Origin of the sequence: Nocardia pneumoniae NBRC 100136 (genome assembly GCF_000308755.1) — a bacterium.
Classification (GTDB): Bacteria; Actinomycetota; Actinomycetes; order Mycobacteriales; family Mycobacteriaceae; genus Nocardia; species Nocardia pneumoniae.
The window spans coordinates 62,396-83,047 of the sequence record NZ_BAGF01000032.1 but is presented as its reverse complement, the minus strand read 5'-3'; the positions used below and the strand labels follow the sequence as shown (position 1 = coordinate 83,047).

Below are 20,652 nucleotides of genomic sequence, written 5' to 3'. Positions count from 1 at the left end.
CCCGGGCTTGCCGAGGAGGCCGACCACGTCAGCCCGGTCAGAACATAGCGTCGGTACGTTAGTTCCGCATCACATTCGGATCATGCGCGCGACATTGTGTCGAATTCTTGTTCACGACCACGTTTCGACTGCGTAAATTTTCCCGCGGCGCGCGCCCCGATGTCACTTCGGCGTCAGGTTCTCCAACACGACTTCCGCGACCGCCTTCATGGTGGTGCGCCGATCCATTGCCGTGCGCTGAATCCACTTGAAGGCCTGCGGCTCGGAAAGGCCCTGAGTCTGCATCAGCACGCCCTTGGCGCGCTCGACCAGCTTCCGCGTCTCCAGCCGATCGGCCAGATTCGCCACCTCGCTCTCCAGCGCGGTGATCTCATGGAAGCGGCTGGCCGCCAATTCGATAGCCGGCACCAGATCCGATTTGGTGAACGGCTTCACCAGGTAGGCCATCGCACCCGCGTCGCGCGCCCGCTCCACCAGATCACGCTGGCTGAACGCGGTCAGAATAACCACCGGCGCAACACGTTTCGACGCGATCTCCGCCGCCGCGTCGATCCCGTCCCGGCGCGGCATCTTCACATCCATGATGACCAGATCCGGCCGGTGCTCCACCGCGAGATCGACCGCCTGCTGGCCGTCGCCCGCCTCACCGACCACCTGATAGCCCTCTTCGGTCAGCATCTCGACCAGATCCATGCGAATGAGCGCCTCGTCCTCGGCGACGACGACCCGCTTCGCCCCGGCGTCCCGTTTGGTGCCGGCGCCCCCAGCTGCTGTGCTCATAGGTAGACCCCTCTGGTTCCGATGCCCTGTACCCGACACGCCGAAAATAGGCCGCGATCGCACGGACGACCACCGCCGCCCATCAGGCTGCCGAGTGATGTAAAGAGTACCTTTCACTTCGGCATAGAACGCATATACCCTGCGCAAACCGCGCCGTCGCACCCCCGAGGCCATCCCATTCGCTTCCCCGGCACTCCACCCGCTATAGTTTCCACCCGGTGCGCCGAGTTGGCGGAACTGGCAGACGCGACGGTCTCAAAAACCGTTGTCCGAAAGGACGTGTGGGTTCGAGTCCCACACTCGGCACTCGCTCCCAGGGGGAGCCCTGCTCGCGGAGGGCGCTCGCCGGTGGGGAGCTCGTCGTATTTTCTGGGGGTGCAACCCCCAGGCCCCACTCGGCGGGGCTGCGCCCCCCGAACCCCCCACGCGGGTGGTTGCGTTCGGCGGCAAGCGTCTCGTCTTGGTCGTAGGTGCGATCCGGGTTTTCGGTCGGCAGGGATCAGCGACCGTTCCCAGGGGGAGCCCTGCTCGCGGAGGGCGCTCGCCGGTGGGGAGCTCGTCGTATTTTCTGGGGGTGCAACCCCCAGGCCCCACTCGGCGGAGCTGCGCCCCCGAACCCCCATGCGAGTGGTTGCGTTCGGCGGCAAGCGTCTCGTCTTGGTCGTTGGCGCGTTCCGGGGTTTCGGTTGGCAAGGGTTAGCGACGACTGAGAGCTACCTTTGGCGGTGGAGAGCGCTCATCGGAAGGCAGCCGTGCAACCCAGGGCTTCGATCGCGCATCGTCGACACGGCGGGGTATCGCGTCCGGTGAGTCGGCTAGTCGGGCGGGGCATCGAAGTGGGGTGACCGTTCCATGTCGCGGTCGGCGAATGTTACGGGCGGTCGCGAGTTGCGTTCATAGATTTCGCGCTGGGGATGCGTTTCCGTTGGTTCGTGGTATGGAGGCGGGCGACGTGAGTGGTGGAGACTGAACCAAGTCGCGGGGCCGACATTTCTCCTTCATCGAACCGTTTCGGTCGCCGGATCGTGGTTCGCATAGGGCAGCAGGGGTGTAGGGGGCAGCGGAGGTGTGTGATGCGGGTGAACAGGACCACCGTGGACTTGTCCGGGTATCCGGATCTGGTGGTCATCTATCTCGGCATGCGGGTGCGGCGACCGAGGGGAATGCTGCGGCTACTCGGACTCGGGCCGAAACTGTATCGCTCCCATCGGGATCGGCCGGACGGGCTGCTGCTGCACGAAGACGTCGTCTGGTCGCTGTTCCCGCCGCACTGGGGCGCGCGCCAATACTGGCGCGACCTCGACAGCCTCGAAGCATGGACCCGCACCGCGCCGCACCGCGACTGGTGGCAGAAATTCCTGCGCGACTCGGGCGGCACCGGCTTCTGGCACGAGGCATACTTCGCGCGCGGCGGCATCGACGCCATGTACGACGACATGGACCCCGCCACCGGGCTCGCGCGGTTCGCGCCCGTCGTCCCCTCCCGCGGGCGCAGGTTCACCACCCGCGGACGCGTCGAGGACACACCCGCCAAGCTGGAGCCCGTGGTGCGCGAATCCACTTACTACGACGGAGAATCCGAGTAGTCTGCGCAATCGGTCCTATCACGAAGCAATCACAATGCAGCGTTTCGCTGCGCCCGCCACGGGGTACACCCGGTGCGGAGAATCGAACCGCACCACCCACGGAAGTGACGCAGGTCGCAGGCCAGGGCGGAAAAACGGCGAACTTCGTGTACGGCGCGCTACGAACAGATGAATATGTTGTTCCCACACCTGGGGCTACCGAATCGGGGCGTTCTGGTAACCTCCGCGCGGATTATCGTGTTCCTATGCACGTCCTGTTCGTCTGCAACGGCAACGTTTGCCGTTCGGTGATCGCCGAGCGGCTCACCCGCGCCTTGGCGGCCGAACACGCTCTGCCCCACCTCACCACCGAAAGCGCGGGAACCCGTGCCCTGGTGGGATTTCCGGTCGAACCGCTCGCCGCGCAGACCATCGAGGGGCTCGGCGCCGACCCGAGCAACTTCCGGGCCCGTCGCCTGAAACCGGAGATGATCGACCGGGCCGACTTGGTCCTCGCGATGACCGAGCAGATCCGCGACCAGGCGATCGAAATGGCCTTCGGCGCCCGTCCGCGCACCTTTACGCTGCTGGAAGCCCACCGCGTCGCCCACGTCACCGGTGCCAGCACGGTCGCCGAACTGCATGCCGCGCGCAACGACCTCTCGCTGGTCGGGCGGGAGAACATCGCCGACCCGGTCGGGCTGTCCGCCCAGGCGTTCTGCGAGGTCGGCGACCGCATCGCCGAGGCGCTCGTGCCGCTGCTGCTGGCGCTCGCCCCGCACGAGCAGCCCCGCCCGCAGCACGATGAGCGCACCGGACTGGTGATCCGCCCCGGCGCGGCACGCGCGCCGCTGGCGACCTTCCTCGCCGCCCAGCGCACGCGATAACACGGCAGCACACGGAACCGGCTCGCACAGCGTCGAATACGCGGCCAACCCGCCGGTCACGAGTCGGCTATGTCCATTCCGGGTCCGGACGGTTTACACTCCCGCGGACAACACTCTCCGCCGTTGCTGCGTCGACACAGGACAGGAATCAGACATGCCGAAGCGAATTTCGGATGTTTCGCTCCATGTTTATGTGACACCGGAAGCTCTGGAGCGCGTCGTCGAGGCCGTGCGCGAGGTGGTGGACGACTATCTCACCGACCGCGACGTGTTCGCCTGGCGCTTCACCTTGCCGGTCGATACCGACGACCCCGCCCATGCGGCCCTCGCGAGCCACCGCGGCGCCGAAGCGCTCGACGGCGCGCCGGGAAACCGCCGCACCTACGAAATCGCGCTCAGCCTCGTCGGGGCGCCGGACGAGCTGACCGACGACGATGTGGCCACGTTGGAACGGCAACTGCTACGCGGCATCTCCGGACTCGCGCGAACCGAGCCGGGACGGGAGATCCCGGTCTCGATCCGCGCCTCGCAACGCACCGACGTCGATCTCGACATCGATCGCGACCGCGAACTGCTGTAGCGGGTCCGCCTACCCGCGCTGGCGCGAGGGGAAGTGGCGGATGAGCCCTTCCTGCACCGTCGTGGCCAGCAGGTCTCCGCTGCGGGAGTAGAACCGTCCGGTCGCCAGGCCGCGGGAGCCCGCCGCCACCGGCGACTCGGTGGCATACAGCGCCCACTCGTCGAAACGGAACGGGCGGTGGAACCAGATCGAATGGTTGACCGTCGCGGCAACGATCCGGTCCAGGCCCCAGGACAGCCCGTGGGTGGTGATGATCGAGTCCAGCACCGTGGTGTCGGACGAATAGCCCAGCATCGCCACGTGGATCAGCGGGTCGTCGGGCAGCCTGCCGTCCGCGCGCATCCACACCCGGTTGTGGTTGAGCCGCTCCCCCGTGCCTTTGAGAATCCAAGCCGGGTCGTTGGTGTAGCGCATATCGATCGGATGCGGCGCGTTGACGAACATCTCCAGCTTGTCCTCCAAGCCTTCGAAGCTCTCCTCCACGCGCGGCAGCGTCTCCGGATCGGGCACCTCCGGCTGGGCGTGTGCGTGCTCGAGCCCCTTGCCCCAATCCTGGAACGCGGCGAGCATCACGAACAGCTCCTGGCCGTCCTGGGTGGCGGTGACCGTGCGGTTGGCGAACGCGCGGCCGTCACGATGGCGGTCCACCCGGTACTCGATCGGCTTCTTCACATCCCCGCCGCGCACGAAATGCGCGTTCACGGCGTGCACAGGACGGTCACCGACCGTCCGGCCCGCCGCGATGATGGCCTGCGAGACGAGCTGGCCGCCGAAGGTACGGCTCCACACCTTCTCCGGGTGCTGGCCGACGAACACGTCCTCGTCCATCTGTTCCAGATCGAGCAGGCCGAGCAGCACGTCCAAGTCGGAGCGCCGTGCGGGCGCCTCCTCGACAATGACGGGGCTGCCTAGGGAAGCACTCACTAATGGTCCTCCTCGCCGATGCGGTGCACGTGGATCAGATTGGTGGAGCCTACGGTGCCGGGGGGCGATCCCGCCACGATGACCACCAGATCTCCCTTCTGGTATCGGTCCATCGACAGGAGTGCTACATCCACCTGGTGGATCATCGCGTCGGTGCTGTCCACGGTCGGCACGATGAAGGTTTCCGTGCCCCAGGTCAGGGCCAGCTGGCTGCGCACCTCCGGCAGCGGCGTGAACGCCAGCAGCGGCAGCGGGGTGTGCAACCTGGCCAGGCGGCGCACCGTGTCACCCGACTGGGTGAAAGCCACCAGCGCCTTGGCATTCAGCCGCTCGCCGATGTCCCGGGCGGCGTAAGAGATCACACCGCGCTTGGTCCGGGGCACGTGCGTCAGCGGGGGGACACGGGTGGACTCGGTCTCCACCGCGTGCACGATGCGCGCCATCGTGCGCACCGTCTCGATCGGGTATTTGCCCACCGAGGTCTCACCCGAGAGCATCACCGCGTCGGCGCCGTCGAGCACCGCGTTGGCCACATCGGAGGCCTCGGCGCGGGTCGGGCGGGAGTTGTCGATCATCGACTCGAGCATCTGCGTGGCGACGATGACCGGCTTGGCGTTCTCCCTGGCCATCTGGATGGCGCGCTTCTGCACGATCGGCACCTGCTCCAGCGGCAGCTCGACGCCGAGATCGCCGCGGGCGACCATCACCGCGTCGAAGGCGAGGACCACGGCCTCCAGGTTGTCGATCGCCTCCGGCTTCTCCAGTTTGCCGATCACCGGCACCCGGCGGCCGACGCGATCCATCACGTCGTGCACCAGCTCCACATCGGACGGGGACCGCACGAACGACAGCGCGATGAAGTCGACGCCGAGCTTCAGCGCGAACTCCAGGTCCTCGATGTCCTTCTCCGACAGCGCGGGCACCGACACGTCCATACCCGGCAGCGAGACGCCCTTGTTGTTGGAGACCGGGCCGCCCTCGGTGACCCGGCAGACCACGTCGTTGCCGTCGACGCGGGTGACGACCAGACCCACCTTGCCGTCGTCGACCAGCAGGCGGTCGCCGGGCTTGGCGTCTTTGGCCAATTCCTTGTAGGTGGTGGACACCCGGTCGTGGGTCCCGTCGATGTCGTCGACGGTGATGCGGACCTCTTCGCCCGTCGCCCAGACGGTCCTGCCCTCCAGGAAGCGGCCCAGGCGGATCTTGGGACCCTGGAGGTCGGCGAGAATGCCGACGGCTCGGCCGAGGTGGTCGGAGGCCTGACGCACCTTCTTGTAGTTCTCGGCATGGTCGGCGTGCTCGCCGTGGCTGAAGTTCAGCCGCGCTACGTCCATACCGCTCTCGACGAGTTCGCGGATACGGTCCTCGGTGGCAGTGGCCGGGCCGAGCGTGCACACAATCTTCGTCCGTCGCATCACGACTAGAGCCTAGTCCCGGTGGGTGCGGAGGTCCCGCCGTGGCCACGGTGAAACCTTGGTGAAAAATATGAACGAGGGCTCGATAGCCGGTAGAAACGGATACTCAGCGCGCGACATGCCGGGCCAACCTCGTTTCCAGCCGGGTCTGCGCGAATCCGAGGATCAGGCAGATGACCCAGTAGTACAGCGCCGCGACACCATAGAGAGCGAAGAAATCGAAGGTCGGGGCCGCGGCGAGCTGGGCGACGCGCAGCAGCTCGGTCACCAGGATGGTCGAGGCCAGCGAGGTGTCCTTGACCAGCGAGATGAGCGTGTTGGACAGCGGCGGCACCGCGATCCTGGCCGCTTGCGGCAGGATGATCAGCCGCAGCATCAAGGGGTATGACATGCCGAGCGCCTTGGCCGCCTCCCACTGGCCGTCGGCGACGCTGAGGATGGCGGCGCGCACCACTTCGGCCGCGTAGCCGCCCACATTGAGACTGAAGGCGATCACGGCGGCGGGGAACGGGTCGATCACGACGCCGAATTGCGGCAGCGCGTAGAACACGATGAACAGCTGCACCAGCAGCGGAGTGCCGCGAATGATCGAGATGTAGAACCGGGCGGCCGCCGACAGCGGCCACACCGGCGACATCCTGGCCAGCGCGACGAACAGGGCGAGCACCACGCCGATGGCGAAGCTGATCGCGGTGAGCGGAATGGTCTTGGTGACGGTGGCCTGCAGCATCGGCCACAGGTTGTGCCAGATGAGATCCCTGGTCGCGGCGTCCATGAACTGGTGGCTACTGGCTGACGTCGGTGCCGAAATACTTCTCGGAGATCTTCGCCAGGGTGCCGTCGGCGCGCAGCTGGTTCAGCGCGTTGTCCACGTCGCTGATCAGTGCGTCGCCCCTGCGCGCGGCGAACGCCTGCTTACTCTCCGCTCCGGTCTTGCCCGCGATCTTCACGCTACTGTCGCCGGTCTTCTTGGTGTATTCGGCGACGGCGAGGTTGTCGTTGACGGTCGCGTCCACGCGGCCGTTCTTCAACAGCTGGATGGCCTGCACGAAGCCCTCCACGGCCTCGACCTTCGCGCCCGCGTCGGTGGCGACCTTGCTCCAGTTGCTGGTGGCCGACTGCGCGCAGACCTTGCCGCCCAGGTCGGCGAGACGGGTGATGGCGTTGTTGTCGGCGCGAGTGACGATCACACCGGCGGACGTGGTGTAGGGCGCCGACAGCGCGTACTTGGCTTTGCGCTCGTCGTTCACGGTCACCTGGTTGGCGACCAAGTCGAAGCGCTTGGCTTCCAGACCGGCGAAGATGGCGTCCCACGGCGTCTGCACGAACTCGACCTTCTTGCCGAGCTTGTCGCCGACCGCCTGGATCACCTCCACGTCGTACCCGGTGAGCTTGCCGTCGGAGCCCTGGAAGCTGAACGGCGCGTAGGTGCCCTCGGTGCCGACCTTCAGCACATTGGGGTCACTGTCGCCGCACGCGCTCAGGCCCGTGGCGGCGACGACGGCGAGCATGGCGGCGGCGAACAGCTTGCGACGCACGAAATCCCTCTCTCCAGTGCGTGGAGGTCCACACACGACACGCGAATCCGGTCATGCTACGCCCGGACCTACCGGGGCGACAGCATTCCGATCATCGTGCGACGAAGGATTGTGCTCATCGTCTTCGCCCGGCGTACGCGGGGAGGCGGACGACCCGCGCCCGCCTCCCTGTCGTGCCGATGCCAGCGCGATCAGTCGCGCAGCGGGCGTCCTTGGGGATCGGGGACCTTGCCGACGAGGATCAAGATGCCGTCGATGAGACCCCAGATGCCGCCGAGACCGCAGGTGAGGATCGAGACCACCAGCTGGGCGATGCCGAGTCCGGTGTAGCCGAGGTAGAAGCGACCGACGCCGAAACTACCGAGGAAGATCTGCAGCAGGCCCGCGATCAGCTTCTGCTTCTCCGACAGCGGCACGCCGAAGGGGTCGCGGCCCCAGGGCGCCTCCGGGTCGTTCGGGTTGTAGCCCTGCGGGGCGCCCGGGTACGGCGCGGGCGGGTAACCGCCAGGCTGCTGGCCGTACGGGTCGACGGGCTGACCGTACTGCGGCTGACCGTACTGCGGCTGACCGTAGGGGGCCGACGGCGAGCTGTACTGCGGCGGGGTCTGCGCCTCCAGCGGCTTGGTCAGATCCGGACCAGTACCGGGCGGGCCGTACTGCGGGCCCGTGGAACCCGGGATCTGCTGGTTAGGGTCGGTCACTCATGTCCTCCTCATTCGTGCGGGCACCCTCTTGTCGGCCCCCGTCCTTGCTGGACCGCCGATTTGCCGCTCGCGACGATCACGAGACATTGTCACCGGGATCGACCTGGTTGTCGCCTCCGGTGTTTTCGGCCCTGCGAGGAGTTATCGCCGTGTGTCGCCGATTCGTTGCCGTGGACGGGAATCCGGCGGCGTCAGCGAATCGGCGACCGGCACGCTCAGCTCTTGTCCGAACCTGCCTTGTTCGAACCCGTCCCGGTGGACTCGACACCGGACTGCTCCTGGCCGGACTCGGCGGTGAAGGTCTCTTCGGCCGACCCGGCCGCCGTCGCATCGGTCACCGTCTCCTCGGACGTCGCTGCGTCCGAAGGCTTCTCGGCGGGCGCCGCACCCGCCGCGCGCAGCGCGCGGATCTGCCACGGCCACGGGCGGGGACTCGCGCCCGGCTGCAACTGCTCGGGCGTCTCGCGGCCCTTGGTCGCGAACACGAAGTAGGCGATCGCACCCAGGAACACCACGGCGGAGGTGAACGAGTTGATCCGGATGCCCGCGATCCGGGTGGCCTCGTCGGCGCGCATCAGCTCGATGAAGAACCGCCCGAAGCAGTAACCGGCGACATACAGCGCGAACAGACGCCCGTGGCCGATCCGGAAGCGCCGGTCCACGTACACCAGCAGCACGACGACGAGCAGGTTCCAGATCATCTCGTACAGGAAGGTGGGATGCACGATCTTGTCCACCACGCCGGTGGAGACGCCGTTCATCATGTCCAGCTGGCCGTCGTCGCCGACCCGGCGGAAGATCTGCAAGCCCCATGGCACGTCGGTCTCGCGGCCGTACAGCTCCTGGTTGAAGTAGTTGCCCAGCCTGCCGATGGCCTGGGCGAGCAGGATCGGCGGGGCGACCGCGTCACCCAACGCGGGCAACGGGATTCGGTACACCCGGCAGCCGATCCACGCGCCGATGCCGCCCAGCAGCACCGCACCCCAGATGCCGAGGCCGCCCTGGTAGATCTTCAGCGCGTCGACCGGGTTGCCGTCCGCGCCGAAGTACTTCTGCCAGTCGGTGGCCACGTGATAGAGCCTGCCGCCGACCAAGCCGAACGGCACCGCGAACATCGCGACATCCAGGATCGCGCCGGGCTGGCCGCCGCGCGCGCGCCAGCGCCGCTCACCCCACCAGATCGCGACGACGATGCCGAGAATGATGCACAAGGCGTACGCCCGTAAGGGGAAGGGCCCGATCTGCCACACGCCCTGCGGAGGGCTGGGAATGTAGGCCAGCACGTCGCTGTTGGCCACGACACTGTCTGCCAGGACTTGTAAGGTCACGGTCGCCACCGTAGCGGAGTGCGGTTCAGCCGCAAGCTCCACGGTCGGGCGTCGCCGAGTTAACTGGCGAACGCGATCGGCGAACGGACACCGGCGGCGAGTTCGGCGGTGAGGCGCCGCACCGCGTCGAGCCCGTCGCCCGCCGCGGTGACCAACGCCGAGCCGACGATCACGCCGTCGGCGTAGCCCGCGATCTCGGCGGCCTGCTCGCCGGAGCGCACGCCGAGCCCGACGCCGATCGGAATGTCGGAGTGGGCCCGGATGCGCGCGCACAGCGCGGGCGCGGCCGAGGAGACCACGTCGCGGGCGCCGGTGACGCCCATGGTCGAGGCCGCGTACACGAAGCCGCGGCTGGCCTCGAGCGTCTTCACCAGGCGCTCCTCGGTGGACGACGGCGCGACCAGGAAGATGCGGTCCAGGTTGTGCGTGGACGAGGCGACGAACCAGTCGTCGGCCTCCTCCGGGATCAGGTTGGGGGTGATGATGCCCGACCCGCCCGCGGCGGCCAGATCGCGCGCGAAGCGATCGACGCCGTACTTGAGCACCGGGTTCCAGTAGCTCATCACGACGGCCTTGCCACCGGCGCCGGTGATGGCCTCGACGACGGAGAACACGTCGCGCACCCGCACGCCGCCGCGCAGCGCCTGCTCGGCGGCGGCCTGGATGGTCGGGCCGTCCATCACGGGGTCGGAGTAGGCGACGCCGACTTCGATGATGTCGCAGCCGGATTCGACCATCGCGCGCACCACGTCGATCGAACCGGCGAGGTCGGGGAAGCCCGCGGGCAGATAGCCGATCAGCGCGGCGCGGCCCTCGGCGCGGCAGGCGGCGAAGGTGTTCGCCAGACGAGACTGCTGACTCACGACCGCGCCTCCTCGGTGTCTGCGTCGAACAGCCCGAACCACCGCGCTGCCGTGTCCATGTCCTTGTCGCCCCGGCCCGAGAGGTTCACCAGGATGATCGCGCCGGGACCGAGCTCCTTGCCCAGTTGCAGCGCGCCCGCGACCGCGTGCGCCGACTCGATCGCCGGGATGATGCCCTCGCTGCGGCTGAGCAGCAACAGCGCGTCCATCGCCTCGGTGTCGGTGATCGGCCGGTACTCGGCGCGGCCGATGTCCTTCAGATAGGCATGCTCGGGGCCGACGCCGGGATAGTCCAGGCCCGCCGAGATCGAGTGCGACTCGATGGTCTGGCCGTCCTCGTCCTGCAACAGGTAGGAGTACGCGCCCTGGAAGGCGCCCGGCGTCCCGCCGGTGAAAGTGGCCGCGTGCCGCCCGCTGTCGACGCCGTCACCGGCCGCCTCGTAGCCGATCAGCCGGACGTCGGCGTCGTCGAGGAACGCGTGGAAGATGCCGATGGCATTGGAGCCGCCGCCGACGCAGGCGACGACCGCGTCGGGCAGCCGACCGGTCGAGGCCCGCACCTGGGCGCGGGCCTCCATGCCGACGATGCGCTGGAAATCGCGCACCAGCATCGGGAACGGGTGCGGGCCCGCGGCGGTGCCGAAGCAGTAGTAGGTGTCGTCGGCGTTGGTCACCCAGTCGCGCAGCGCCTCGTTGATGGCGTCCTTGAGGGTCTGTGAGCCGGAGGTCACCGAGATCACCTCGGCGCCCAGCAGGCGCATGCGCGCGACGTTCAGCGCTTGGCGCGCGGTGTCCACCGCGCCCATGTAGATGACGCAGTCCAGGCCGAGCAGCGCGCAGGCGGTCGCCGTGGCCACGCCGTGCTGGCCGGCGCCGGTTTCCGCGATCACCCTGGACTTGCCCATCCGCTTGGCCAGCAGGGCTTGGCCGAGCACATTGTTGATCTTGTGCGAGCCGGTGTGGTTCAGGTCTTCGCGCTTGAGCAGAATGCGCGCACCGCCCGCGTGCTCGGCCAGCCGCGTGCACTCGAATACCGGCGACGGGCGGCCGGTGTAGTCGCGTTGCAGCCGGTCGAGCTCGCCCAGGAACGACTCGTCGAGCCGGGACTTCTCGTATTCGGCGGTGACCTCCTCGATCACCGCCATCAGCGCCTCGGGGACGTGCCTGCCGCCGTAGACGCCGAAGTGCCCGCCCGCGTCCGGCTCGTGGCCGCTGCGCTGGGCGACGCCGTCGCTGGCCTGAGGTAGTGCCGCCACGCCCGTCACCGGCCCCGCCGCGCGGGCTTCGGGCAGGACGGGTGCGTGCCCGCGGTCACCAGCTCCGACACCGCGGCACGCGGGTCGCCGCTGGTCACCAGGCCCTCGCCGACGAGAACGGCGTCCGCGCCCGCGCCCGCGTAGGCCAGCAGGTCGGCGGTGCCGCGAATACCGGACTCGGCGATCCGGATGACCTCGGTGGGCAGTCCCGGCGCGATCCGGGCGAACACGTCGCGATCGACCTCGAGCGTCTTGAGGTTGCGGGCGTTCACGCCGATCACGGAGGCGCCCGCCTCCAGCGCGCGGTCGGCCTCCTCCTCGGTGTGCACCTCGACCAGCGCCGTCATGCCCAGCGATTCGGTGCGGTCGATCAGCGAGGACAGCACGTCCTGCTCCAGCGCCGCGACGATGAGCAGGATGACGTCCGCGCCGTGCGCGCGGGCCTCGTGGATCTGGTAGGGGCCGACGACGAAATCCTTGCGCAGGATCGGGATGTTCACCGTGGCGCGGACCGCGTCCAAGTCGTCCAGCGACCCGTTGAAGCGGCGCCCTTCGGTGAGCACGCTGATGATCCGGGCGCCGCCGTCTTCGTAGGCCTTGGCGAGGCTGGCCGGGTCGGGGATGTCCGCGAGCTCGCCCTTGGAGGGGCTGGCGCGCTTGACCTCGGCGATCACGCCGATGCCGTCCTCGAGCAGCGCGGCACGGGCGTCCAGCGGCGCGGGCGCGGCGGCGGCGGCCGCCTTCACCGCCTGGAAGTCGAGAAGGGCTTCCCGAGCGGCCACATCCGCGCGGACCCCGTCGAGAATCGAGTCGAGTACCGTCATCTGGCTCGAATCCTTTCTGGGGAGACGGACTTGCTACCTGAGAATCCCCCCAGGCGCTGTCTCACCGATGCTGACAAAGAATAAATGGACCTACCGGGCGCGTTCGCGCCGGGGCTCGAGTTGGACCACGCGGAAGGGCTCGGCGCAAGGTGGTACCCGCCACACCCGGTGCGGGCGCACAGTTCAGCGCGCACGTCGGCCCGCCTCGCCGGGGTCCGGATCCTCCGGAGGCTCCTCGGTCGGGTCGGTACCGGCGTCCAGTGCGTCCCACAGCACACGCTCGGACACCTGCGGCTCGGATCCCTGCTTCGGCGACTGCGCGCGCCGCTGCGTGACCTCCGCCGTCGCGGCGGCGCGCCGGAAGACCGGATTGTCGTATTTGCCGGACAGCCGCGCGGTTTCCGCGGGCATCCTGGCCAGCAGCACGCCCGCGCCGAACGCGGCGATCGCGCCGAGCAGGGCGAGCACGGCCGGGAACGCCGACGTGGTCGCCTCCTGCACCTGCGCGCGGGCCGGGAGTTCGGCGAGCTTCGCGGCCCGTTCGCCGATCGCGCCGGAATCGGTCAGCAACGCGAACGCCGGGACCGCGGCCACCGCGGCGACCAGGGCGATGAGCACGCCGACCACCCGGCGCAACCAGCCCTTGGTGGCCAGCACGGCCGCGATCGAGGCGAGCAGCACCAGCGCCAGCGGTGTCAGGGCGCCGAACCACACCCCGCCGTCGAGGTGATCCGTTCGCGGCTGGGTGAGCCCGTCGGAGGAGGTGACGGTCACCCATGTCATCCGGGAGGAGGCCCACAGCGCGGCGGCGGCGATGGCGAGCAGAACGACGGGGGCCACCGGATACCTGCGGCGGGAATCGGCGTCGGCGCGAGGCGATTCCGCGGACGCGGCGGAATCGTCCGGCGCGGGAGCGGATCGCGGCTGTGCCGCGGCGCTCGCGTCCGGGGCCGGTTCCCGGGCCCGGCCGGGTTCCTTGTCGGGGTCGTCGGGGGCTGTCATCGCGGTTCGCCGTTCCCCGCACCGGGTTCGGCACCGTAGGCCCGGACCGTTCCGGCTGCCGCGATGGCCTTCAGCACCGCCATCGCCTTGTTGCGGGATTCCACGTCCTCGTACTCCGGGTTCGAGTCCGCCACCACGCCCGCGCCCGCCTGCACGTAGGCCGTGCCGTCCTTCAGCAGCGCGGTGCGGATGGCGATCGCGGTATCGGCGTCACCGGCGAAGTCCAGGTAGCCGACGACGCCGCCGTAGATGCCGCGGCGGGTCGGCTCGAGTTCTTCGATCAACTCCATCGCCCGCACCTTCGGCGCGCCGGACAGGGTGCCCGCCGGGAAGCAGGCCCGCACCGCGTCCAGCGCGACGCGTCCTGGCGCCAGCCGCCCCGACACCGTCGACACCAGGTGCATCACGTGGCTGTAGCGCTCGATGTGCCGGTACTCGGTGACCCGCACGGTGCCCGGCTCGCACACCCGGCCCAGGTCGTTGCGGCCGAGATCGACGAGCATGAGGTGCTCGGCGTTCTCCTTCTCGTCGGCGAGCAGGCCCTTCTCCAGCAGCAGGTCTTCCTCCTCGGTGACGCCGCGCCAGCGGGTGCCCGCGATCGGATGGGTGGTCGCCACACCGTCTTTCACGGTGACCAGCGATTCCGGGCTGGAGCCGACGATGGAGAACGCGGTGCCGCCGTCGCCGTCGGGGATGTGCAGCAGGTACATGTACGGGCTCGGGTTCGAGGCGCGCAGCATGCGGTACAGGTCCAGCGGCGAACCGTCGTAGTCCATCTCGAAACGCTGCGACAGCACCACCTGGAACGCCTCGCCCGCCTCGATCTCCTTGACCAGGCGGCGCACTCCCGCGCCGAACTCCTCGGTGGTGCGCTTGCGCCGGTACTGCGGCTCGGGCTGGTCGAACACCGACACGGTGGAGTCGGCGGGCGCGCCGAGCGCGGCGGTCATCCGGTCCAGCCTGGCGACGGCGTCGTCATAGGCTTCGTCGGCCCGCTCGGCGGTGCCGTTCCAGTTGACCGCGTTGGCGATCAGCGTGATCGCGCCCTCGTGGTGGTCGAACGCGGCCAGGTCGGTGGCCAGCAGCAGCACCATCTCCGGCAGGCCCAGGTCGTCCAGCGCGAGGTTCGGCAGCCGCTCCATCCTGCGCACCGCGTCGTAGCCGAGGTATCCGACCATGCCGCCGGTCAGCGGTGGCAGTCCGGGCAGTCGCTCGGTGCGCAGCAGCTCCAGGGTCTCGCGCAGCGCGACCAGCGGGTCGCCGCCGGAGGGGGCGTCGGCCGGGATGTGACCGAGCCAGGCCGCCTCGCCGTCCACCACGGTGAGCGCCGACGGGCTGCCCGCGCCGATGAACGACCACCGCGACCAGGAGCGTCCGTTCTCCGCGGACTCGAACAGGAAGGTGCCGGCCCGGTCGCCCGCCAGCTTGCGGTAGGCCGACAGCGGAGTCTCGGAGTCCGCCAGCACTTTTCGGGTCACCGGGACCACCCGGTGTTCCGCGGCCAGCAGATGGAACTGTTCGCGGGTCGTGGTGGTGGGAGTGGACGTGCCTGGCATGGGAGACATCATCCCAGGCCGGGCCGACAAGCCGGTGAGCGGTGCCGGTGACACGGCCACGGAGGGGACAAATCCGGCAGATCGGATCGGTCGTCCAGTGCGGGGAGGTGTGGCGGCTCTCACTACGCTCGCGGACCAAGCGACCGGTAAGTTCTCGGGCATGCAGCCAGGACAGCTCGCCCCGCACTTCGAGCTTCCCGATCAGTCCGGCACACCCCGCTCGATCGACTCGCTACTGGCGGACGGCCCACTGGTCCTCTTCTTCTATCCCGCGGCCAACACTCCGGTGTGCACGGCCGAAGCGTGCCATTTTCGTGACCTGGCCGCCGAATTCGCCGCCGTCGGCGCCACCTGTGTCGGCATCAGCACCGACGGGGTGGACACCCAGGCGGGGTTCGCGGACAAGCAGCGCCTCGGCTATCCGCTGCTGTCCGACGCCGACGGCGCGGTGGCCGCGCGGTTCGGCGTGAAGCGTGGGCTGCTGGGCAAACTGGCGCCGGTGAAGCGGCAGACCTTCGTCATCGACACCGACCGCACCATCCGCAAGATCATCACCGGCGAGCTGCGCGCCAACGTGCACGCCGACGAGGCGCTGGCGTACCTGCGCGCCAGGTAAACCACGCGCCGCGCCGCGTCAAGGCAGCCGGTTCTGGCTGGTCGGCGGCATAAACGGACGCCGCAGGTGGAGTCCGTCCGAAGCCGACGACGCGCCGGATCGAGCGAACACCGAGGCAGGCGGAGAGTCTGTGCGGCGGGCCGAGCGAACACCGAGGCAGGCGGAGAGTCTGCGCGCCGGGCCGAGCGAACACCGAGGCAGCCGCAGAACCCACGCGCCGGACCGAGCGAACACGGAAGCAGCCGTAGAAAGGCGCGGCCGGGCGAAGTCCGTCGGCAGCCCGCGCGCCGGGCCGGGCGAAGGCGCGGCAGCCGCATACGCTTTCCGCATGACTTCGACCGAGGCTCAGCCCGGCGGACGCAAATCCACAGCTGCCGTCTGGCGCACACGGATCATTGTCGGCGCCGCGATCCTCGCTCTATTGGTCCTGACCTACTTGGTCTTGTCCGCCTTCATCCCGCGCTGGTGGGCCCAGCGAGTCGGGTCGATGGTGGACGGCAGCTTCGCCAAAGGCATCGGCTGGGGCTTGTTCTACGGCGGATTGTGCACCGTCGTACCGCTTTTCCTGTTGCTGTTCGCCGTAGTGTTCTGGCGCAGCAAGGCGGGCCGGTTCCTGGCGGGAGCGGCCGCGGTCGTCGCGATCCTTTTCGCGATCCCCAACCTGATGACCCTCACCATCGTGCTGGGAAACAGCAGCGCCGCCCATGCGGGTGAGCGGATTCTGGACGTGGACGCGCCCGCGTTCCGTGGCGCCGCGCTGGCGGGCGCCATCGTGGCGACGATTCTGTTCCTCCTCGCGGTGGGCCTGTTGCTGCTGCGCAAGTGGCGGCGCGCCCACGCGCGCGCCGCGACGGCCGCGGGCGGCGAGAAGCTGTGAGTGAACTCACGTCATGCACGATCTTTATGACGGTCGAGCGAAGTCGTGGCAAACTCATGGGCGCGGGTGACTGTGCACAGGCATTTCCACAATCCCTAAGACCACGAACACGACCACGTCACTTGGCTTGAAAGAAGGCACACAGTGACGAAGTGGCTCGACCCCGTCGAACAGCGAGCTTGGCGCGCCATCGTTGCGTTGATGACACGTCTACCGGCGGCCTTGGACACCCAGTTGCAGCGCGAGTCCGGCGTGACGCATTTCGAGTACTGGGTGCTGAGCCTGCTGTCGGAAGAACCGGGGCACCGGCTTCAGATGAGTGAGCTTGCCCACAAGGCAAACGCATCGCTATCGCGACTGTCGCATGTGGTGTCCAAGCTGGAGCGCATGGGGTGGGCCCAGCGTTCGGCGACCGCGGGGCGGCGCGGCGTCCACGCGGTGCTCACCGACGAGGGGTATCTGAAGGTCGTCGAGGCCGCGCCGGGTTATGTGGACGCCGTTCGCCACCTGGTCTTCGACGGTTTGGACGACGGGCAGAAGGCCCAGCTCGCCGAACTGGGTGAGCTGCTGGCCGCGCGGCTGGCCGACCGGCTCGATCAGTCCGGCGGGCTGACTCCGGCGGCCGAGGACGACCGCCCGTCGACTGCGTAACCGCGCTCAGGATCGCGCGGCGAGCAGCACATCGGAGTCGAAGCAGGTGTGTGTGCCGGTGTGGCAGGCCGCGCCTTCCTGATCGACGACGAGCAGGATCGTGTCGCCGTCGCAGTCCAGCCGTACTTCATGCACGTACTGGGTGTGGCCGGAGGTCTCCCCTTTGACCCAGTACTGCTGCCGCGAACGCGAATAGTAGGTGGCTTTGCGGGTTTCCAGCGTCCGCGCCAGCGCTTCGTCGTCCATCCACGCGACCATCAACACGTCACCGGTGGCGCGTTCCTGCGCGACGGCCGACACCAGCCCGGCGTCGTTGCGCTTGAGACGGGCGGCGATGGCGGGATCCAGACTCATAGCACCGTTATAGACCATGCCCGGCCTTCAGCGCGTATGGGACCGCCGCAGCTCGCCCAGCACCCGCCAGGTGCGCCGCTGGTCCTCCGGGCTGGTCAAGTCGGTCTGCGAGAACACCACCTCCGTCGCACCGGCCGCGAAGTACTCCTCGACCCGCGCCGCGATCAGCTCCTCGTCACCGATCACCGCCGGATCCGCGGCGCGCGCCGCGCCGGCCAGCGCGATGGCGTCATGGGTGAAGGTCTGACCGAACCACAGCGAGGACAATCCGGCCGTGGCCGCCGCCTCCCCCCAGCGCGACGGCCGCGTCCACGGCATTTTCGGTGGCGTCGAGGGCGAACGGGGACAGCGCGATTCCGATGCTCATGCCCGGTGCAACCGCGACCGCACGACTCGCCTTCCGGTGCGGCGGATTTCCGCCAACCGCTACCGGACGACGATCTTCTCCGCCCGCATCGCATCCTTGACCTGGCCGATTGTCAGCTCGCCGAAGTGGAACACGCTGGCCGCGAGCACCGCGTCGGCGCCGGCGTGCACGGCCGGTGCGAAGTGCTCGACCGCGCCCGCGCCGCCGCTGGCGATCACCGGCACCGTCACCGCGGCGCGCACGGCGCGGATCATCGGCAGGTCGAAACCGGCCTTGGTGCCGTCGGCGTCCATCGAGTTCAGCAGGATCTCGCCGACTCCCAGCTCGGCGCCGCGCACCGCCCATTCGACGGCGTCGATGCCGGTTCCGCGTTTGCCGCCGTGCGTGGTCACCTCCCAGCCGGACGGGGTGTCCGGCTCGCCCTGCGGGACGGTGCGCGCGTCGACCGAGAGCACGATGCATTGCGAACCGAACCGTTCGGACATCTCGCGCAGCACCTCCGGCCGCGCGATCGCGGCGGTGTTCACCGAGACCTTGTCCGCGCCCGCGCGCAGCAGCCGGTCCACGTCCTCCACGGTGCGCACCCCGCCGCCGACGGTGAGCGGGATGAAGATCTGCTCGGCGGTGCGGGTCACCACGTCGATCATGGTGCCGCGGTCGCCGGTCGAGGCGGTCACGTCGAGGAAGGTCAGTTCGTCGGCGCCCTGCGCGTCGTACAGGGCGGCCAGCTCGACGGGATCGCCCGCGTCGCGGAGATTCTCGAACTTGACGCCCTTGACCACCCGGCCCGCGTCGACGTCCAGACACGGGATCACCCGTACGGCCAACGTCATTGCCTCACCCTTTCTCCGCGGCCGTCGGGTCGGCGACCGTGCAGATCATGTCGAGCAGTTCTTCGTGTACGCCCGGCGCGGCCGCCAGCACGGAGCCGGAGGTGATGGTCCACGGCCGTCCCGCCAGGTCGGTGACCACGCCGCCGGCCGCGCGCACCAGCGCGACGCCCGCCGCGTTGTCCCAGGGATGGTGCCCGAAGACGATCGCGCCGCCGAGCACGCCGGAGGCGGTGAACGCCAGATCGATGCCGGTGGAGCCGTGCATGCGCACCCGGGAGGACAGCCTGCTCAGCGGGCCGAGCAGATCGAAGCGGAACTGTCCGGGGATGCGGCCGTTCGAGTCGACGTTGAACGCGCCGAATCCGATCATCGACTCGGCCAGAGTGCCCCGTGGCAGCGGCGGCAGCGGACGCCCGTCCAGCAGCACCGGGCCACCGGCCATGGCCGCGTATCGGCGGCCGAGCAGCGGCAGCCAGGTCAGGCCGAGCACGGGTTCGCCGTCGCGCACCAGCGCCAGCAGCATGCCCGAGAGCGGATGCCCGGAGGAGTAGTTGAACGTGCCGTCGATGGGGTCGAGCACCCACGCGGTGCCGGAGGTGAGCTGCGGCCCGCCGAACTCCTCGCCGTGCACTTCGATGCCGGTGCGCCGGTGCAGCTCGGCGGAGATGGTGCGCTCCAGCTCCAGGTCGAGCGCGGTGGCGAAGTCGTTGCGGCCCTTGACCACCGCGCTCGGCGCACCGACACCCTCGACGAACCGCGAGCACACCGAGTCCAGGACCTCGCTCGCCTCCGCGAGCAGTGCCGACAGCGCCTGGTTCATCTCACCGCGGCCAGCGCCTCGGGCAGGGTGAACCGGCCCGCGTAGAGCGCCTTGCCGACGATCGCGCCTTCGACGCCGTCCGGCACCAGTTCGGCGATCGCGACCAGGTCGTCGATGGTGGAGACGCCGCCGGAGGCGATGACCGGCGCGTCGGTGGCCGCGCACACCTCGCGCAGCAGGTCCAGGTTGGGGCCGGTGAGCGTGCCGTCCTTGGTCACGTCGGTCACCACGTAGCGCGAGCAGCCGTCGCGTTCCAGGCGTTCGAGCACCTCCCACAGATCGCCGCCGTCGCTGACCCAGCCGCGGCCGCGCAGCCGGTGCTCGCCGTCGACGATGCGCACGTCCAGGCCGATGGCGATCCGTTCGCCGTGGCGGGCGATGGCCTTGGCGCACCAGACGGGATCCTCCAGCGCCGCGGTGCCGAGATTCACCCGGGCGCAGCCGGTGGCCAGCGCCGCCTCCAGGCTCTCGTCGTCGCGGATGCCGCCGGACAGTTCCACCTTCACGTCGAGTTCGCCGACGACGCCCGCCAGCAGCTCCCGGTTCGAGCCGCGTCCGAAGGCCGCGTCCAGGTCGACCAGGTGCACCCATTCCGCCCCGGCCTCCTGCCAGGCCAGCGCGGCCTCACGCGGCGAACCGTAGCTGGTTTCGCTGCCTGCCTCTCCTTGCACGAGGCGAACGGCCTCTCCGTTGGCGACATCGACGGCGGGTAGCAGCACAAGACTCACGAGAGCAGCCTAGTGGTTACCCGGCCGCGCGCGGGTCGCGGGCCTGGGCGAATGGGACCTCGATCACCGGCCGCGGTCGGCGCCGTGCGCCTCCAGGATGCGCCGGCGCACAGTGAGTGGCGGCGGAAACCCGGACATAACTTGTTGGCGCCACCCACAATCTGATAACGTTGGCGACGCCAAC

23 protein-coding genes and 1 tRNA gene are annotated in these 20,652 nt (G+C 69.1%); 7 read left to right on the top strand and 17 right to left on the bottom strand.

Annotated elements, in window-relative coordinates; genetic code table 11:
- Positions 1-162 precede the first annotated feature (162 nt).
- Positions 163-780 (bottom strand): ANTAR domain-containing response regulator, encoded by a 618-nt coding sequence (locus tag ON34_RS09825; RefSeq protein ID WP_040777220.1) that lies wholly within the window; start codon positions 778-780, stop codon positions 163-165.
- A gap of 222 nt (positions 781-1,002) precedes the next feature.
- Between ON34_RS09825 and ON34_RS09820 the strand changes: the two genes are divergently transcribed.
- The 4 genes from ON34_RS09820 (at position 1,003) to ON34_RS09805 (ending at position 3,812) form a co-directional block, all read left to right on the top strand.
- Positions 1,003-1,086: transfer RNA gene (locus ON34_RS09820), tRNA-Leu, on the top strand.
- Between the two features lie 767 nt (positions 1,087-1,853).
- Positions 1,854-2,366: a monooxygenase family protein gene (locus ON34_RS09815; protein ID WP_040777217.1), complete on the top strand. Its 513-nt coding sequence runs from the start codon at positions 1,854-1,856 to the stop codon at positions 2,364-2,366.
- Positions 2,367-2,611: 245 nt separating this feature from the next.
- Positions 2,612-3,232, top strand: coding sequence for an arsenate reductase/protein-tyrosine-phosphatase family protein (locus ON34_RS09810; protein WP_040777214.1), 621 nt, complete (start codon positions 2,612-2,614; stop codon positions 3,230-3,232).
- Positions 3,233-3,386: 154 nt separating this feature from the next.
- The gene (locus ON34_RS09805) at positions 3,387-3,812 is read left to right on the top strand and encodes a hypothetical protein (protein ID WP_040777211.1); all 426 of its coding nucleotides are present in this window, start codon (positions 3,387-3,389) and stop codon (positions 3,810-3,812) included.
- A 9-nt stretch (positions 3,813-3,821) separates the two neighbouring features.
- On the opposite strand, the gene ON34_RS09800 is transcribed toward ON34_RS09805, so the two are convergent.
- The 11 genes from ON34_RS09800 to ON34_RS09750 all read right to left on the bottom strand — a co-directional run bounded on the left by ON34_RS09800 (position 3,822) and on the right by ON34_RS09750 (position 15,222).
- Positions 3,822-4,640, bottom strand: a complete 819-nt coding sequence (locus ON34_RS09800) for an acyl-CoA thioesterase (protein ID WP_245547961.1) — start codon at positions 4,638-4,640, stop codon at positions 3,822-3,824.
- Between the two features lie 95 nt (positions 4,641-4,735).
- Positions 4,736-6,154: a pyruvate kinase gene (pyk, locus tag ON34_RS09795; RefSeq protein ID WP_174372021.1), complete on the bottom strand. Its 1,419-nt coding sequence runs from the start codon at positions 6,152-6,154 to the stop codon at positions 4,736-4,738.
- Between the two features lie 103 nt (positions 6,155-6,257).
- Entirely contained in the window at positions 6,258-6,926 is a 669-nt protein-coding gene (locus tag ON34_RS09790) for an amino acid ABC transporter permease (protein ID WP_040777208.1), read from the bottom strand.
- 10 nt (positions 6,927-6,936) lie between these two features.
- Positions 6,937-7,662 (bottom strand): amino acid ABC transporter substrate-binding protein, encoded by a 726-nt coding sequence (locus ON34_RS09785; protein ID WP_040777284.1) that lies wholly within the window; start codon positions 7,660-7,662, stop codon positions 6,937-6,939.
- 218 nt (positions 7,663-7,880) lie between these two features.
- Positions 7,881-8,390 carry a TM2 domain-containing protein gene (locus tag ON34_RS09780; RefSeq protein ID WP_040777205.1) on the bottom strand — a complete coding sequence of 170 codons (510 nt, stop codon included), beginning with the start codon at positions 8,388-8,390 and terminating at the stop codon, positions 7,881-7,883.
- A gap of 218 nt (positions 8,391-8,608) precedes the next feature.
- Positions 8,609-9,721, bottom strand: coding sequence for a prolipoprotein diacylglyceryl transferase (gene lgt / locus ON34_RS09775; RefSeq protein WP_174372019.1), 1,113 nt, complete (start codon positions 9,719-9,721; stop codon positions 8,609-8,611).
- A gap of 59 nt (positions 9,722-9,780) precedes the next feature.
- Entirely contained in the window at positions 9,781-10,584 is an 804-nt protein-coding gene (gene trpA, locus ON34_RS09770) for a tryptophan synthase subunit alpha (RefSeq protein WP_040777199.1), read from the bottom strand.
- Positions 10,581-11,849, bottom strand: a complete 1,269-nt coding sequence (gene trpB / locus ON34_RS09765; RefSeq protein ID WP_040777196.1) for a tryptophan synthase subunit beta — start codon at positions 11,847-11,849, stop codon at positions 10,581-10,583. Before trpB ends, trpA begins: the two co-directional genes overlap by 4 nt.
- On the bottom strand, positions 11,846-12,664 hold the full coding sequence (gene trpC / locus ON34_RS09760; RefSeq protein WP_040777193.1) for an indole-3-glycerol phosphate synthase TrpC: 819 nt from the start codon (positions 12,662-12,664) through the stop codon (positions 11,846-11,848). The genes trpB and trpC overlap by 4 nt, the downstream gene beginning before the upstream one ends.
- Positions 12,665-12,847: 183 nt before the next feature.
- Positions 12,848-13,666 (bottom strand): TIGR02234 family membrane protein, encoded by an 819-nt coding sequence (locus ON34_RS09755; RefSeq protein ID WP_051022327.1) that lies wholly within the window; start codon positions 13,664-13,666, stop codon positions 12,848-12,850.
- The gene (locus tag ON34_RS09750) at positions 13,663-15,222 is read right to left on the bottom strand and encodes an anthranilate synthase component I (protein WP_040777190.1); all 1,560 of its coding nucleotides are present in this window, start codon (positions 15,220-15,222) and stop codon (positions 13,663-13,665) included. Before ON34_RS09750 ends, ON34_RS09755 begins: the two co-directional genes overlap by 4 nt.
- Before the next feature lie 160 nt (positions 15,223-15,382).
- Here ON34_RS09750 and ON34_RS09745 point away from each other — a divergent pair, with 160 nt between their 5' ends.
- The 3 genes from ON34_RS09745 (at position 15,383) to ON34_RS09735 (ending at position 17,366) form a co-directional block, all read left to right on the top strand.
- Positions 15,383-15,838, top strand: a complete 456-nt coding sequence (locus ON34_RS09745) for a peroxiredoxin (protein WP_040777278.1) — start codon at positions 15,383-15,385, stop codon at positions 15,836-15,838.
- Between the two features lie 328 nt (positions 15,839-16,166).
- Positions 16,167-16,715, top strand: coding sequence for a hypothetical protein (locus ON34_RS09740; protein ID WP_040777187.1), 549 nt, complete (start codon positions 16,167-16,169; stop codon positions 16,713-16,715).
- Positions 16,716-16,916: 201 nt separating this feature from the next.
- Positions 16,917-17,366, top strand: a complete 450-nt coding sequence (locus ON34_RS09735; RefSeq protein ID WP_085997046.1) for a MarR family winged helix-turn-helix transcriptional regulator — start codon at positions 16,917-16,919, stop codon at positions 17,364-17,366.
- Positions 17,367-17,372: 6 nt separating this feature from the next.
- Here ON34_RS09735 and hisI read toward each other — a convergent pair whose 3' ends face one another.
- The 5 genes from hisI to priA all read right to left on the bottom strand — a co-directional run bounded on the left by hisI (position 17,373) and on the right by priA (position 20,468).
- Positions 17,373-17,720: a phosphoribosyl-AMP cyclohydrolase gene (gene hisI / locus ON34_RS09730; protein WP_040777184.1), complete on the bottom strand. Its 348-nt coding sequence runs from the start codon at positions 17,718-17,720 to the stop codon at positions 17,373-17,375.
- A gap of 27 nt (positions 17,721-17,747) precedes the next feature.
- Positions 17,748-18,038: a hypothetical protein gene (locus ON34_RS09725; RefSeq protein WP_040777180.1), complete on the bottom strand. Its 291-nt coding sequence runs from the start codon at positions 18,036-18,038 to the stop codon at positions 17,748-17,750.
- Between the two features lie 108 nt (positions 18,039-18,146).
- Positions 18,147-18,920: an imidazole glycerol phosphate synthase subunit HisF gene (gene hisF, locus ON34_RS09720; RefSeq protein ID WP_040777177.1), complete on the bottom strand. Its 774-nt coding sequence runs from the start codon at positions 18,918-18,920 to the stop codon at positions 18,147-18,149.
- Positions 18,921-18,924: 4 nt separating this feature from the next.
- A complete protein-coding gene (locus ON34_RS09715; RefSeq protein ID WP_040777175.1) occupies positions 18,925-19,740 on the bottom strand; it encodes an inositol monophosphatase family protein in 816 nt (271 codons plus the stop codon).
- Complete coding sequence (gene priA / locus ON34_RS09710; protein ID WP_040777172.1) at positions 19,737-20,468, bottom strand: bifunctional 1-(5-phosphoribosyl)-5-((5-phosphoribosylamino)methylideneamino)imidazole-4-carboxamide isomerase/phosphoribosylanthranilate isomerase PriA; 732 nt, start codon at positions 20,466-20,468, stop codon at positions 19,737-19,739. Before priA ends, ON34_RS09715 begins: the two co-directional genes overlap by 4 nt.
- Positions 20,469-20,652 lie beyond the last annotated feature (184 nt).